At 60.3% G+C, this 14,937-nt stretch carries 10 protein-coding genes; 8 read left to right on the forward strand and 2 right to left on the reverse strand.

What is annotated here, in order from left to right; genetic code table 11:
- Positions 1-42 precede the first annotated feature (42 nt).
- The 4 genes from xylA (at position 43) to PSH96_RS16500 (ending at position 5,122) form a co-directional block, all read left to right on the forward strand.
- Positions 43-1,359 (forward strand): xylose isomerase, encoded by a 1,317-nt coding sequence (xylA, locus tag PSH96_RS16485; RefSeq protein ID WP_305453919.1) that lies wholly within the window; start codon positions 43-45, stop codon positions 1,357-1,359.
- 74 nt (positions 1,360-1,433) lie between these two features.
- A complete protein-coding gene (gene xylF / locus PSH96_RS16490) occupies positions 1,434-2,435 on the forward strand; it encodes a D-xylose ABC transporter substrate-binding protein (RefSeq protein WP_017136530.1) in 1,002 nt (333 codons plus the stop codon).
- Between the two features lie 5 nt (positions 2,436-2,440).
- Positions 2,441-3,985 (forward strand): D-xylose ABC transporter ATP-binding protein, encoded by a 1,545-nt coding sequence (xylG, locus tag PSH96_RS16495; RefSeq protein ID WP_305453920.1) that lies wholly within the window; start codon positions 2,441-2,443, stop codon positions 3,983-3,985.
- Positions 3,986-5,122: a sugar ABC transporter permease gene (locus tag PSH96_RS16500; RefSeq protein ID WP_305453921.1), complete on the forward strand. Its 1,137-nt coding sequence runs from the start codon at positions 3,986-3,988 to the stop codon at positions 5,120-5,122. It begins immediately after the preceding gene.
- Positions 5,123-5,247: 125 nt separating this feature from the next.
- On the opposite strand, the gene PSH96_RS16505 is transcribed toward PSH96_RS16500, so the two are convergent.
- Complete coding sequence (locus PSH96_RS16505; protein ID WP_305453922.1) at positions 5,248-7,323, reverse strand: hypothetical protein; 2,076 nt, start codon at positions 7,321-7,323, stop codon at positions 5,248-5,250.
- Positions 7,324-7,569: 246 nt separating this feature from the next.
- Between PSH96_RS16505 and PSH96_RS16510 the strand changes: the two genes are divergently transcribed.
- A complete protein-coding gene (locus PSH96_RS16510; RefSeq protein ID WP_305453923.1) occupies positions 7,570-9,114 on the forward strand; it encodes a hypothetical protein in 1,545 nt (514 codons plus the stop codon).
- Positions 9,115-9,176: 62 nt separating this feature from the next.
- On the opposite strand, the gene PSH96_RS16515 is transcribed toward PSH96_RS16510, so the two are convergent.
- Entirely contained in the window at positions 9,177-10,676 is a 1,500-nt protein-coding gene (locus PSH96_RS16515; RefSeq protein ID WP_305453924.1) for a CoA-acylating methylmalonate-semialdehyde dehydrogenase, read from the reverse strand.
- A gap of 109 nt (positions 10,677-10,785) precedes the next feature.
- Here PSH96_RS16515 and PSH96_RS16520 point away from each other — a divergent pair, with 109 nt between their 5' ends.
- The 3 genes from PSH96_RS16520 to PSH96_RS16530 all read left to right on the forward strand — a co-directional run bounded on the left by PSH96_RS16520 (position 10,786) and on the right by PSH96_RS16530 (position 14,932).
- Positions 10,786-11,724 carry a LysR family transcriptional regulator gene (locus PSH96_RS16520; protein WP_305453926.1) on the forward strand — a complete coding sequence of 313 codons (939 nt, stop codon included), beginning with the start codon at positions 10,786-10,788 and terminating at the stop codon, positions 11,722-11,724.
- Positions 11,725-12,246: 522 nt separating this feature from the next.
- Entirely contained in the window at positions 12,247-12,555 is a 309-nt protein-coding gene (locus PSH96_RS16525; protein ID WP_305453927.1) for a hypothetical protein, read from the forward strand.
- A 511-nt stretch (positions 12,556-13,066) separates the two neighbouring features.
- Entirely contained in the window at positions 13,067-14,932 is a 1,866-nt protein-coding gene (locus PSH96_RS16530) for a 3-dehydroquinate synthase (RefSeq protein ID WP_305453928.1), read from the forward strand.
- The last annotated feature ends 5 nt before the right edge of the window (positions 14,933-14,937 follow it).

Consider the following 14,937-nt stretch of genomic DNA (forward strand, 5'->3'; position numbering starts at 1 on the left):
TGCTAGTATCGGGGCACCGCCAAGAACAATAAGGAAAACGCCATGCCGTACTTCCAAGGTGTCGAGAAGGTTCGCTTCGAAGGCCCCAGCAGCGACGCCCCCCTCGCCTTTCGTCATTACGATGCCAACAAACTGATCCTCGGCAAGCCCATGCGTGAACACCTGCGCATGGCTGCCTGCTACTGGCACACCTTTGTGTGGCCGGGGGCGGACATGTTCGGTATGGGCACCTTCAAGCGCCCGTGGCAGCGCAGCGGTGAGCCGATGGACGTGGCCATCGGCAAGGCTGAAGCGGCGTTCGAGTTTTTCTCCAAACTGGGCATTGATTACTACAGCTTTCACGACACCGATGTGGCGCCCGAAGGCAGCTCGCTCAAGGAATACCGCAACCACTTCGCGCAGATGGTCGACCAGCTTGAGCGTCATCAGGAACAGACCGGCATCCAGTTGCTGTGGGGCACCGCCAACTGTTTCAGCCACCCGCGCTTTGCCGCCGGCGCCGCCAGCAACCCGGACCCGGAGGTGTTCGCCTACGCGGCCGCTCAAGTGTTCAGCGCGATGAACGCCACCCAACGCCTCAAGGGTGCCAACTACGTGCTGTGGGGCGGTCGTGAAGGCTATGAAACCCTGCTCAATACCGACCTCAAGCGCGAGCGCGAACAGCTCGGGCGCTTTATGCGCATGGTGGTAGAGCACAAGTACAAGATCGGCTTTAAGGGTGACCTGCTGATCGAACCCAAGCCCCAGGAGCCGACCAAGCACCAGTACGATTACGACAGCGCCACGGTGTTCGGCTTCCTGCATGAGTTCGGCCTGGAACACGAGATCAAAGTGAATATCGAGGCCAACCACGCCACCCTGGCCGGGCACAGTTTTCACCATGAAATTGCCACCGCCGTGTCCCTGGGGATTTTCGGCAGCATCGACGCCAACCGCGGCGACCCGCAGAACGGCTGGGACACCGACCAGTTCCCCAACAGTGTCGAGGAAATGACCCTGGCCACCTATGAAATCCTCAAGGCCGGGGGCTTCAAGAACGGCGGCTACAATTTTGATTCCAAGGTGCGCCGCCAGAGCCTGGATGAGGTTGACCTGTTCCACGGGCATGTCGCCGCCATGGACGTACTGGCCCTGTCCCTGGAGCGTGCGGCGGCCATGGTGCAAAACGACCGATTGCAGCAGTTCAAGGACCAGCGTTATGCCGGGTGGCAGCAGCCCTTGGGCCAGGCGGTTTTGGCCGGTGAGTTCAGCCTGGAATCGCTGGCCGAACATGCCTTTTCCCATGAGCTGAACCCGCAGGCGGTGAGTGGCCGCCAGGAAATGCTCGAAGGCGTGGTCAACCGGTTTATCTACACCTGACCGCCCGCTCGCCACAGGTACGGTACATTCATCAAGTAAGTGTCTTTCCAACAACAATAAAAGGACGCACCACCATGAAAGCATTCAAACGTACCCTGCTCGCCACTGCCCTGGCTCTGCTCGCCCTGCCGGTGATGGCCGACTCCGCCCACCCGAAAATCGGCTTCTCGATTGACGACCTGCGCCTGGAGCGCTGGTCCCGCGACCGCGATTACTTTGTCGCCGCTGCCGAAAAGCTCGACGCCAAGGTGTTTGTGCAGTCGGCCGATGCCAACGAGCAGAAGCAAATCTCGCAGATCGAAAACCTTATCTCTCGCGGCGTTGACGTGATCGTTATCGTGCCGTTCAACGCCACGGTGCTGACCAACGCCGTCGCCGAAGCCAAGAAGGCCGGGATCAAGGTGGTGTCCTATGACCGTCTGATCCTCAACGCCGACATTGACGCCTACATCTCCTTCGATAACGAAAAAGTCGGTGAGATGCAGGCCAACGGCGTGCTGCAAGCGGCGCCCAAGGGCAACTACTTTTTGCTCGGCGGCGCGCCCACCGACAACAACGCCAAGGTGTTGCGCGAAGGCCAGATGAAGGTGCTGCAGCCGGCCATCGACAAGGGCGACATCAAGATTGTCGGCCAGCAGTGGGTCAAGGAATGGAACCCCACCGAGGCCCTGAGCATCGTCGAAAACGCCCTGACCCGAAACGACAACAAGATTGACGCCATTGTGGCCTCCAACGACGCCACCGCCGGCGGCGCGATCCAGGCCCTGGCCGCGCAGAAGCTGGCGGGCAAGGTGCCAATCTCCGGCCAGGACGCCGACCTCGCCGCCGTCAAGCGTGTGATCGACGGCACCCAGACCATGACCGTGTACAAGCCCCTCAAGCTGATCGCCACCGAAGCCGCCAAGCTCTCGGTGCAGCTGGCGCGCAACGAAAAACCCACCTACAGCTCGCAATACGACAATGGCAGCAAAAAAGTCGACACCATCCTGCTCACGCCGACCCCGCTGACCAAGGCCAATATCGACCTGTTGGAGAAGGACGGTTTCTATACCAAAGAGCAGATTGCCGGGCAGTGACCGCCATGGCCGACTACTTGCTGCAAATGAACGGCATCGTCAAAACGTTTGGCGGTGTCAACGCCCTGAACGGCATCGATATCACGGTACGGCCGGGGGAATGCGTCGGCCTGTGCGGTGAAAACGGCGCCGGTAAATCCACCTTGATGAAGGTGCTCTCGGCGGTCTACCCGTATGGCACCTGGGAGGGCGAAATCCTCTGGGACGGGCAGCCGCTCAAAGCCCATTCCATCAGCGAGACCGAGGCCGCCGGCATCGTCATCATTCACCAGGAACTGACCCTGGTGCCGGACTTGTCGGTGGCCGAAAACATCTTTATGGGCCACGAACTGACCTTGCCCGGCGGGCGCATGAACTACCCGGCCATGCTGCAGCGCGCCGAAGCGCTGATGCGCGAACTCAAGGTGCCGGACATGAACGTGGCGCTGCCGGTGTCGCAATACGGCGGCGGTTACCAGCAACTGGTGGAAATCGCCAAGGCGCTGAACAAACAGGCGCGCCTGTTGATCCTCGATGAGCCTTCCTCGGCCCTGACCCGTTCGGAAATCGAAGTGCTGCTCGACATTATCCGAGGTCTCAAGGCCAAGGGCGTGGCCTGCGTGTACATCTCCCACAAGCTCGATGAGGTGGCTGCCGTGTGCGACACCATCGCAGTGATTCGCGATGGCAAGCACATCGCGACCACGGCCATGGCCGACATGGATATCGCGCAGATCATCACGCAGATGGTCGGCCGCGAAATGAGCAACCTTTACCCCACCGAGCCCCATGCCGTCGGCGAGGTGATTTTCGAGGCACGCAACGTCACCTGCTATGACGTCGACAACCCCAAGCGCAAACGCGTGGACGATGTTTCCTTTGTGCTCAAGCGCGGGGAAATCCTCGGCATTGCCGGGCTGGTGGGTGCCGGGCGTACGGAGTTGGTGTCGGCCTTGTTCGGCGCCTATCCCGGCCGCTACAGCGCCGAGGTGTGGCTGGACGGGCAACTGATCGACACGCGCACGCCGCTCAAATCGATCCGCGCCGGGCTGTGCATGGTGCCCGAAGACCGCAAGCGCCAAGGCATCATCCCCGACTTCGGCGTGGGCCAGAACATCACCCTGGCGGTGCTCGACCGCTACGCCCATATGACCCGCATCGACGCCGAAGCTGAGCTTGGCAGCATCGACCAGCAAATCGCGCGCCTGCACCTCAAGACCGCCAGCCCGTTTTTGCCGATCACCAGCCTGTCCGGTGGCAACCAGCAAAAGGCCGTGCTGGCGAAAATGCTCATGGCCAAGCCCCGGGTGCTGATCCTCGACGAGCCCACGCGCGGCGTGGATGTGGGCGCCAAGTATGAGATCTACAAACTGATGGGCGCGCTGGCCGCCGAAGGCGTGTCGATCATCATGGTCTCTTCGGAACTGGCCGAAGTGCTGGGGGTTTCCAACCGCGTGCTGGTGATTGGCGACGGCCAGTTGCGCGGCGATTTCATCAATGAAGGGCTCACCCAGGAACAGGTGCTCGCCGCCGCGCTCAGCCACAACAATAACAACCGGAAAACCGCGTAGATGAATCAGGTCAAACTGCTTTTTACCCGCTACAAAATGCTCGCCCTGGTGATTGCGGTGGCGATCATCTGGGTGTTTTTCAGCTGGCAGACCGAGGGCGGCTTTCTCACGCCGCGCAACCTGTCCAACCTGCTGCGGCAGATGTCGATCACCGGGATTCTGGCGTGCGGCATGGTGCTGGTGATCATCAGTGGCGAGATCGATTTGTCGGTGGGTTCACTGCTGGGGTTATTGGGCGGGCTGGCGGCAATTCTGGACGTGGTCTACCACATTCCGCTGCTGGCTAACCTGAGCCTGGTGGCGCTGTGCGGCTTGATGATCGGCCTGGCAAACGGCTACATGACCGCCTACCTGCGCATCCCCTCGTTCATTGTCGGTTTGGGCGGCATGTTGGCGTTTCGCGGGATTTTGCTGGGGATTACCGGCGGCACCACCATTGCGCCGGTGTCGCCGTCGCTGGTGTATGTGGGCCAGGGGTATTTGCCGCATGCCGTCGGCGTGGGGCTGGGCGTGTTGCTGTTTGCCTTGACCCTGTTCCTGACCTGGAAGCAACGGCGCAACCGCGCGCTGCATGGCCTGGCGGCGCATGCGTTGGCGCGTGACCTGTTGCGCGTGGCTGTGATCGGCGCAGTGCTGGCAGGCTTCGTCACCACCCTCAACAGCTACGACGGCATCCCCGTGCCGGTGCTGCTGTTGCTGGTGCTGCTCGGCGTGTTCAGCTACGTCACCAGCCAGACCGTGTTCGGCCGCCGCGTGTACGCGGTGGGCAGCAATATGGAAGCCACACGCCTGTCTGGTATCAACGTGCAGGCGGTAAAACTGTGGATCTTCGGCATCATGGGCGTGATGTGCGCCCTCGCCGGCCTGGTCAACACCGCACGCCTGGCTGCCGGCTCACCGTCGGCGGGCAATATGGGCGAACTGGACGCGATTGCCGCCTGTTTTATCGGCGGCACCTCCATGCGTGGCGGCTCAGGCACGGTGTATGGCGCGTTGCTCGGGGCGCTGGTGATCACCAGTTTGGATAACGGCATGTCGATGCTGGACGTGGACAGCTACTGGCAGATGATTGTGAAGGGCAGCATTCTGGTGCTGGCGGTGTGGGTGGATGTGAGTACGCGGGCGGGTCGGCGCTGACAGGGTTGCAAACACACTGAAGCGCCACTGTGGGAGCTGGCTTGCCTGCGATTGCGGAGTGTCTGCCAGACTATTTGGCACTGATACACTGCAATCGCAGGCAAGCCAGCTCCCACACGGGAGATCTAAGGCAAGCGGCCTGCAAATTCACTGAACCGCAGGCCAGCCCCATCGATACTGCCTACGAGCACGCCGGCCTGGATACGGATCTGCTTTTCGCCGGGTACCTGGGCAACCTGCACCAGGTCCGGGATGCCATCGCCGGTGATATCTGCCAACACCATCTGCCCTCCACGCACGCGTTCGGCGTAGCGCCGCATCGGCTCCAGGTCTCTGTCGGCGGGGGCTACCTGGGTGTCAGCTTGCTTTTCCTGGATAGAAAATCCCTTGAAAAAACCAGTAAACATCGATTCCCGAACGGCCGATCCGCTGCACTTGCCGTCAGTCAGGGTGGCCACTGCGATGTTCAATTCTGCGACCGGCAAAGGGTTCTGCCCATCGCCCAAGCGCACCCGTGAGAACACCATGTAACTCACACGCGCGTCCTCGGGGTGCTCGACCAGATAAGTCGGCCGCTGCAACCAGGAAACCGGCGCGTTGCGCATGCATTCGGACAAGAATTGAGTCGACTGCTCGCCCTTCAAGGCTGCCGTTTGCGTAAGCATTTCGACCCCTTCCTTACCCGCCGTCACGCTCACAAAGGCCGGACGTGCCGCCGTTGCGTCGGCAATAAAAGCCGGCTCCCGTTCTTCCGGGAAGTCCGTCAAAACCGTCTCCCCCAAGTCCGTGGCGACACGTTCCCCAGGCTTGCCGATGCTGTAGTGCAACACGTCGGCTGTGCGCTCGTAGCCTTCGCCATTACCCGTGCCACGGCGCGTCCAGATCAGTGACGGCGGGGTAGTATGGGCGTTTACAAAAGGCGCCCCCACGTAATGGCGATAACGGTCACAGGTATCTTTACGTGTGCCGTTCGGATTCTTGCCACCGCAATCGAGCTCAGGGAGGCTATACCGATATCGCCCGGCAGGCTCCTCACGAACCTGGCGCAGATGCGTATCAAACACCACAGAGACCACGCAGGGTTTGCCCATCCCGCCACGACATGAATGCGTACTCAACCCCATCAGGCGCAGCAGCCCCGGCGTATCGGCGCCCTTGACCGGGTGCAACTCGGAAAACCCCAAGTCCCGGTCTCGGTTGGTAAATGCTGTCAATGCAGGAGCGATAGCCGTGGGATTGTCACGCCACAGGGCTTTGTACTCGCAGGCCGGTGCGCGACTGTGGCTGGTCATGCCACCGGCGACTTCCACCCAATCCTCGCGGGTGGCACGCCCCGGTGACAGCACGGCAAAGCTGCCGCCGGTATTGCTCAGTTGGTCGCGCTTCCACCACACAAACCAGTCCTCGCCACGCGGCGTATCACGCACCACCATGGGCGGGCCGTTGAGGGCGGCATAGGAGGCGGGTAATTCAAAACTTGAACAGACCATGCTGCCGTCGCGCTTCCAACCAAGTACATGAACGAGGCTGCCGGAAGGCCGGATGTCGAACTGGTAGGCCGCCTTGGGCAGCAGGCCATCGCGCACCCACTCCCCGGGTGCATCGGCAACGCGTATTACCCGATTGGAGTTGGCACGTACCGGGTAAGGGTCGAATTCCATAAAGGTCGAGGCTTTCTCATCCTCGGGCGCACGGGCACTTTTGAAGCTGCCGAAACCACCCAGCCGAACACCGAGAGTGACCTTGCGCGCGTTGGTCTCACAATCGCTGTTGGTGGCATCTGCATCGATGTATTTACACAAACGAAAGGCTTGCTGCTGCAGCATGAAGTCACAGTCCGCCTGGCTGTAGCCATAGGTCGCGTTCCCATGGCGATAGCAGTAGTCATGGAAGGCGCAGGCCTGGCGCATTTGCAGGGCAATGGGGGCTTGTTCGCGGGTGCGGGTAAAGGCCAGCGTCTGCGCGCCCCAAGGCAGGCTGCAACTCAAGCCGTTGCCCTGCCCTCCGAGCACTTGCACGGGGTCGGCCGAGGCCGAAATAGCGTAAGCAGTACGCGGCGGTTCGCGGTCGTCAAACCGAACTTCGTTTGCCAATACGGTGTCGGCAACCGTGTTGAATACACCTGAGCACCCCGTTATGGCGAGGGTGACAGCTAGCGCAAAGAAGGCGATGCCTAGGATGGACGCAGCAAACTTACTCATGATGAACACCTTCCTGGATTTCAGAATGATGAGCTTGAGGTCCATCCAATACACTCATGTGCAGAGCACCGGGCGCGCAAACACTACCCTGTAATCCAGCAAAGCTCAGGCTTGGCAACAACGCAAGTCCGGCCCCCGGCGCATTGCCCAGTGACTTGCGCTTTCGAACGCCCACTCTACACTCGTTAAAAATGACAGGAGCCACTGTTTTAATGGCACCCCAGGCAACCCGATAAGGAGTGTCAGATGAAACGATGCGGTCTTAAACATGATTGGCATGCCTTCTCGGTCCTGGTGACTTGTGCACTGTTGGCCAGCTGTATTTCCGTACCGACGGGCACGACCCAGGTCTATCGCAAAGCCAATGCCGCGCAACCTGCCACCCCGCCCGTACCGGCCGTACCGCCCGTACCGCCCGCCGTCGGCACACAAGGCTTTGACAAGACGCTGTTCTTAAATAAAACCGATAACGCCCTGACCGTGCGCAAAGCGGGGCCCGATAAAGCCAGCGCCGATGTATTTGCTATCTACCTCAGCGACGGTTATTTCAAGTATTTGAAGGACACGGGCGGCGTCAACGAGGTGGTGGTGGTCGCCGAGTTCACAGAAACCATCAACGGCGTTGAGTCCGATACCGTTACCCGAGTGCTGGGACCTTATTTCGGCGTGTCCGACAAAGCCGGTGCGCCCTTTCTCAACAAGCTGCTTTACGGCCCTAAAACCCTCGACTCCGACCACCTCAACATGCGCCTGACGGTACTGGAGTATGACCAAGGCGAAAACGAAAACTCGGCTGCCTTCCTCGATTTCATCCAGTCCGTCACCCAGACCTTGTCACTGGCCAACCCGGTCACTGCCGCAGAGCAAGTGTTCGCCAAGGAAATCGCAAAAAGCCTGTTGAGTTTGAACAAAGATGATGTGGTGATGACGATCGACATCAACTTCACCGGTAACAGCGGACAACTGGCCAGCGTCAGCAACAACGGGTCTTTCATCCCGTTGAACATTGGCGATTATGTGCTGATCAACAAGGAACACTGCGTGGCGGCTAACTGTTACCGGCAGTGGTCCACGGGCGACAATAAATTCAACCCCTTCGCCTGGGCGGGCGATATCGTCATGCTGGTGCCCACTGCCGCGCGCCGCGGCCTGGCAGACACGCCGGATGGCCCGGCCTTGGCAGACCTTGACAGCGACGAACTGGATTACACCCATCATCGGTTGACCAAGAAGGATTTAAACAACACAGCCACCGTGCCGACGCCTTTCACCGACAAAACCTGGCTCGCGCTGTCCATCGTCAAAGGTGGCGATAGCACCCTCTGGCAAAAGCGCAAACTGCTGACCAAGGCCGAAACGTCCGTGCAGAACATGATCAAGCTACCCGGCGGCCCGCTGGCCTTCAGCCAGAACTATCAAACCGCTCGGCAAGCGCTGGAAGAGGCTCGAGAAGCCGAAGTATTGAGCAGCTCAGGCGTAGTCTTCGTTGCGCCCCTCGCGGCAGCGACCGGTGTATTCACGCCCACCACCAACGACGGTGAATACTGCGTGTATCACTCTGGCCGTCTTACCGAGATGTCGGCGAGTTTCTACCGCCTTGATGCTAAAAATGTGCCGCAGCAATTGCCCGCAGGCAGCATCGAAAAAAACACGGCGAAAGCGACACCCAATAACACCTGTTTCACCGTCAAGCCCCCTGCTCGCCTGGTGGGCACCTACGACATGATCGCGACGTACAAGGTCGAGGGAGAACTCCTGATGCAAAAGGCGCGCTACAAAATCGAAAAATAATCAGCCAAAAAAAAGTGGGGCTGGTTTGCCAGCGCCCACTCTTGACCTACAGGGTGCTTGGGTTACTTGGACACCGGCATCGCAAACTCCGCGCCTTGCTCGATGCTCTCCGACCAGCGCTGCATGATCGACTTCTGCTTGGTGTAGAAGCGCACGCCTTCCGTACCGTAGGCATGCATGTCGCCAAACAGGCTCTTCTTCCAGCCGCCAAAACCATGCCAGGCCATCGGCACCGGAATCGGCACGTTGATGCCGACCATGCCCACTTCGATGCGCCGGGCGAATTCGCGGGCGATGTTGCCGTCGCGGGTAAAGCAGCTGACGCCGTTGCCGAACTCGTGGTCGTTGACCAGATTGATCGCCTCGGCAAAGTCATTCACGCGCACGCACGCCAGCACCGGGCCGAAGATTTCTTCGCGGTAGATGCTCATGTCTTTTGTCACGTGGTCGAACAAGGTCGCGCCGAGCCAGAAGCCGTTTTCCAAGCCGGCCTCGGTCGGCACATAGTCACGCCCGTCGAGCAGCAGGTGCGCGCCGGCTTGCACGCCTTGTTCGATGTAGCCGCTGATGCGCTCCAATGCGGCGCGGGACACGATCGGGCCCATTTCAGCCTTCAAATCGCGCCCGTCGGTGATACGCAGGTGCTTGGCGCGCTCGGTCAAGGAAGCGATGACTTTGTCACCCACATCACCGACCAACACGGCGACGGAAATCGCCATGCAGCGCTCGCCGGCACTGCCGTAGGCGGCGCCCATCAACGCATCCACAGTTTTTTCGATGTCAGCATCGGGCATCACCACCATGTGGTTTTTCGCGCCGCCCAGGCCTTGCACGCGCTTGCCGTTGCGTGCGCCGGTTTCGTAGATGTACTGCGCAATCGGCGTGGAGCCGACGAAGCTCATGGCCTTGACGTCCGGGTGTTCGAGCAGGGCATCCACCGATTCCTTGTCGCCCTGCACCACGTTGAACACGCCTTTGGGCAGGCCGGCTTCACGCAGCAGCTCGGCCATGAACAGCGAGGCGCTCGGGTCGGTCGGGCTCGGCTTGAGGATGAAGGTGTTGCCCGCCGCAATGGCGATCGGGTACATCCACATCGGCACCATTACCGGGAAGTTGAACGGCGTGACGCCCGCCACCACACCCAAGGGCTGGCGCATCGTCCAGTTGTCCATGCCACGGGAAACCTGGTCGGAGTGCTCGCCCTTGAGCAGGTTGGGAATGCCGCAGGCAAATTCCAGAATATCGATGCCACGGTCGACTTCGCCTTGGGCATCGGTGAAGACTTTACCGTGCTCGGCGACGATGATGCGCGCCAGGTCGTCCTTGCGTTCACGCAGCAAGTGCAGGTACTCGAACAACACGCGAGCGCGGCGGATTGGCGGTGTGTCGGCCCAACCGGCGAACGCGGCCTGGGCAGCGGCGACGGCTTCACCGACGGTCTGGCGGCTGGCCAGGGCGACCCGACCGGTGATTTCGCCGGTGGCTGGGTTGTAGACGTCTTGATAGCGATCATCGCGGCTCACGCGTTGGTCGTTGATGTAGTGCTCGATCGTGCTGGTCATGGCAGATGATCCCAGGTGGGTAGCGTTGAGGCACACGATAGGCTTTCAGTTTGTTCCAATCCAGAGCAGAATCCTGAACTTATTGTCCTTGTGAGCGAACAATAGCATCATGGAAAAATCCGAGATCGAAGGGCTGTGGACCCATATTCACTGGTTGTCGGTGCTGGAAGAGCAAGGCACCTACACCGCCGCCGCAGCGCGCCTGGGAGTGAGCAAGTCGGCGGTCAGCCAGCGCATCTCGGACCTGGAAAAGGCCACCGGCACCCGCCTGGTCACCCGCACCACGCGCAGTGTGCGGCTCACCGATGCGGGGCTGTCGCTGACCCGCGAAGTGCGCAGTGCTTACGAACATATTGCTCGCAGCTTCTCGTCGGTGCGCGACTCGGCTGGGGAGATTCGCGGGCTGGTGCGCCTCACTGCGCCGGTGGCATTTGCGCGGCAGCAATTGGTGCCGCATCTGTCGGAATTTCTACAGCTATACCCGCAAGTGCGCATACAGCTGGACGTGTCGGATGCCCTGAGCTCACTGGCAGCCGAAGGTTACGACCTGGCGGTGCGCCATGGCTTCCAGGTGCCGGAGACCCATGTGGCGTGGAAGTTGTGCGACACCGGCTCGGTGCTGGTCGCCACCCAGGACTACCTGCAACGCCACGGCGAACCGCGCGAGCCTGCCGACCTCAGTGCCCACAACTGCCTCTACTACCCACGCGGCGCCGACCAGCCGGCCTGGACATTCGAGCGCGGCGGCAAAAAAGTCGAACGCACCACCGTGCCCATCGCCGGCAGCTTTTCCACCAACAACAGCGAAGCCCTGCGCGACTCGGCGCTCAACCACCTGGGCATCGCCCTGCTCCCGGATTTCAGCGCCCAGGCGGCGCTGGCCAGCGGCACGTTGGTACAAGTGCTCAAGGGCTGGACACTCAAGGGCGCATTTGCCGATGAGATCTACTTGATACGCCCGTATTCACCCCATGTGCCGAAGTCGGTGAGTGCGTTGGTGGGGTATCTGAAGGAGAAACTGTCGGGTGGGTTTCGGTTTGTGGGGTGAGGCAGAGCCAGTGAGGTGCGTCCTTAGAGGCGATGGTTTGAACGCGGTCAAAAAAATGTGGGAGCGGGCTTGCTCGCGAATGCGGTGGGTCAGCCACACATGTGCTGACTGACACTGCGCTTTCGCGAGCAAGCCCGCTCCCACATTGGATCTGCGGCGTGACTGAAAACAGTGTAACTGTTGCTCCATGTGGCCGATCAATCAGTGGCCTTTCGACATGGTTTGTAAAGGGCCAGCAAGGCGTGTCCCTTTTAATTGCAGGACGTTTCCTAGACAATCCCTGCCGCCTTGTGCCTGTTGGAATCGATGGCTAGTCTGCGATCCGTCACTGCTCATCAGTGATCGGGTTTAGCAGCCTGACTTCAATAGGTATACGGTTCACCGTTGCGTTTATGGTGGCTGTGCGTGGGGCATCTTCGGGTGCGCTGGTTTTCCTATTGACCGGTCTGCTAACCCGCGTACAGCTACCACCCTCGTTTAGCAGCGCGGGTGATAGCTCTCTGGTTCAATAGGAGTTACGCCATGAAAAAAGTCGTCCCCGACCCACCCAACAATTGCGCCAAAGACCGCGCCGCCTTCAACCGCGCCCTCGACCATTACCTGCCCACCCCAGGCGTTCACAGCGTGATCGAAGACCTGAGCTTTGAAGACGCCTTGCTCTACACCGCCAGCCTGCTCGACAGCGCTTCCGCCACCACGCTCAACTGCAGTGAAATGCTCGCCAGCCCCGAACGGGCGAAGATTCTGGCGGTGTGGCATTTGCTGGAGCTGGCCCGCACCACGGTGGATCGCTCTATCGAATGCCTGAAACCCGCAAAAGCAATGGCTTAAACGCGGTAAAAAATGTGGGAGCTGGCTTGCCTGCGATGGCGGTGTATCAGCCAGAAAATTAGGTGCAGGTATACCGCTATCGCAGGCAAGCCAGCTCCCACAATTGACTGTCGCCACACCTACTAAACGAAATAATTCTCGACAACTACAAACTCATAAACTTGTTATAGCCAGCCGCAATAATTCACCAAACAAACCCCACGATTTTGTAATCAACTTGTTACTTGCAACGGTCACCACCCACAGCTTCTTGACGCCACCATAAAAGCCATACAACTAATTGTAAATATTGAATAATCACCGCTATACCTCCTCCTCTAAGACGCCCTTTACAAACTCCCGCCCGCACAAACTTGCAAATCAACCACAACCGGCTAAGTTCATGAATACCGTGAAAGCCATCAGCCATTACGTACAAAACCTGCCCGCCAGGTGAGGGGTTTTATTGCTCTAAAAACAGCGCAAGCACAGACACGGAATTTAAGTCTCAACACTCAAAAGGGATGCTTTGATGAAGCGCAGCCGGTGGTATCGTGCGTTCACGAAAAAGGGCCCAGCCGAACATTTTTGGCTGTCATTGGTGTGTTTTTCTGTGCTGGTGATTGCCAGCTTTCTGTTGTTTGAACAACAGATCCAAGACTTCCTGATTCACCTCAACCTCTACCAACCGTCCACGCCTGCCCAGGTGTTCAACCTGGCCCTGCTGCTAATCGCCCTGCTTGCGCTGGACGTGGTGCTGCCCGTGCCGTCGAGCATGGTGGCGTTGCTGGGGGTGGCCATGCTCGGCAGCATTGGCGGTTACCTGGTGATTTTTATCGGGCTGTGCCTGGGTGCAGGCTTGGGGTATGCGTTGGGCGCTGGCTACTTTCGTTTGCTGTCCGGCCGCCTTGGCTTGCATCAGCGCTCGCCCGGGCAGCTGGCGTACCGCTTGGGCACGCTGTCGTTGATTTGCCTGCGCGGCGTGCCGGTGCTGGCGGAAACCTCGGTGGTGGCCGCCGGGATGCAGCGCTACCCGCTGCGCGCCTTTTTGTTGATCACCACCCTGGCCAATGCCGGCCTGGCGCTGGCCTACACGGCCATCGGCACCTTCCTGATCGAGCAGAATTCATTGCTGGTCACGGTGCTGGCCAGCATGGTGCTGCCGCTGGCGTTTGTGGCGATCTACAGCTTGCTCAAGCGCAAGCCCAGTGGAGACCAGCCCCTGCGTGGACGGTTCACGGTCGCTTATGACTACCCGGTGATCTTCACCGACCATCTGTTCGACCCGCTCAACCCATGCCTGCACCAGCAACTCACCGCAGCGCACAGCGGGCCGGTGACCGTGATGGTGTTCACCGACGAGCAACTGCTGCACAGCGCCCCTGAGTTGCGCGACCACATCGACGCCTACTTCGCAGCCCATGCCGATCTGCGGTTGCTCGCCGCGCCCATCGCCGTGCCCGCTGGTGAACTGAGTAAAACCTCAGAGGTGTTGCAGCAGCTCTACAGCGACATGCTGCAACACGGCCTGGACCGGCACTGCTACGTGCTGGCCCTGGGCGGCGGCGCGGTGCTGGATGCGGTGGGTTACGCCTGCGCGACCTTCCATCGGGGCATCCGGCTGATCCGCATTCCCAGCACGGTGCTGGCCCAGAACGATGCCGGTATCGGCGTCAAAAACGGCATCAATGCCTTCGGCCAGAAGAACCTGCTCGGCGCGTTCTACCCCGCCACCGCCGTGATCAACGACTTCCAGCTGCTCACCAGCCTCACCCGCCGCGACCAGATTGCCGGGCTGGCCGAGGCGGTGAAAGTGGCGCTGATCAAGGACGCCGCGTTCTTCGAGTGGATGGAAGCCAACGCCAGCGCCCTCGCCCACTTCGACCACGCGGCCAGCCGCTATGCGATTCGCCGTTGCGCCGAGCTGCACCTGGGGCATATCACCGGCGCCGGTGACCCGTTTGAACGCGGTAACGGCCGCCCGCTGGATTACGGGCACTGGGCCGCGCACAAACTGGAAAACCTCAGCCACCACCGGCTGCGCCATGGCGAAGCAGTAGCCGTAGGCATGGCGCTGGATGGGCTTTACGCGAACGCACTGGGCCTGTTGAGCGATACCGAAACTGAGCGGGTGATGAGCCTGCTGCACACGTTGGGCTTCAACCTGTGCCCGCCGGAATTGAGTGTGACCGATGCCCAAGGCCGCTCGCCGCTGTTGCTCGGCCTGGAGGAATTTCGCCAGCACTTGGGTGGGCAACTGTCGATCCCCATGCTCACCGGCATCGGCCAATCGGTAGACCTGCATGCAATCGACAGCGCAAAAATGCACACGGCGCTGCAACGGCTGGCGGCCCACAGCCACCCGGCACTGCCTGCCACCGAGGGCTACGCGCGATGAGCCCG

The sequence above is a fragment of the Pseudomonas sp. FP2338 genome (assembly GCF_030687515.1).
GTDB lineage: Bacteria > Pseudomonadota > Gammaproteobacteria > Pseudomonadales > Pseudomonadaceae > Aquipseudomonas > Aquipseudomonas salomonii.

Excerpts from the sequence above, each read along its gene's own strand:
- PSH96_RS16510 (WP_305453923.1), top strand. The coding sequence starts at position 7,570 with ATGAAACGATGCGGTCTTAAACATGATTGGCATGCCTTCTCGGTCCTG.
- PSH96_RS16530 (WP_305453928.1), top strand. The coding sequence starts at position 13,067 with ATGAAGCGCAGCCGGTGGTATCGTGCGTTCACGAAAAAGGGCCCAGCC.
- PSH96_RS16500 (WP_305453921.1), top strand. The coding sequence starts at position 3,986 with ATGAATCAGGTCAAACTGCTTTTTACCCGCTACAAAATGCTCGCCCTG.
- xylA (WP_305453919.1), top strand. The coding sequence starts at position 43 with ATGCCGTACTTCCAAGGTGTCGAGAAGGTTCGCTTCGAAGGCCCCAGC.
- PSH96_RS16505 (WP_305453922.1), bottom strand. The coding sequence starts at position 7,323 with ATGAGTAAGTTTGCTGCGTCCATCCTAGGCATCGCCTTCTTTGCGCTA.
- PSH96_RS16525 (WP_305453927.1), top strand. The coding sequence starts at position 12,247 with ATGAAAAAAGTCGTCCCCGACCCACCCAACAATTGCGCCAAAGACCGC.
- PSH96_RS16520 (WP_305453926.1), top strand. The coding sequence starts at position 10,786 with ATGGAAAAATCCGAGATCGAAGGGCTGTGGACCCATATTCACTGGTTG.
- xylG (WP_305453920.1), top strand. The coding sequence starts at position 2,441 with ATGGCCGACTACTTGCTGCAAATGAACGGCATCGTCAAAACGTTTGGC.
- PSH96_RS16515 (WP_305453924.1), bottom strand. The coding sequence starts at position 10,676 with ATGACCAGCACGATCGAGCACTACATCAACGACCAACGCGTGAGCCGC.
- xylF (WP_017136530.1), top strand. The coding sequence starts at position 1,434 with ATGAAAGCATTCAAACGTACCCTGCTCGCCACTGCCCTGGCTCTGCTC.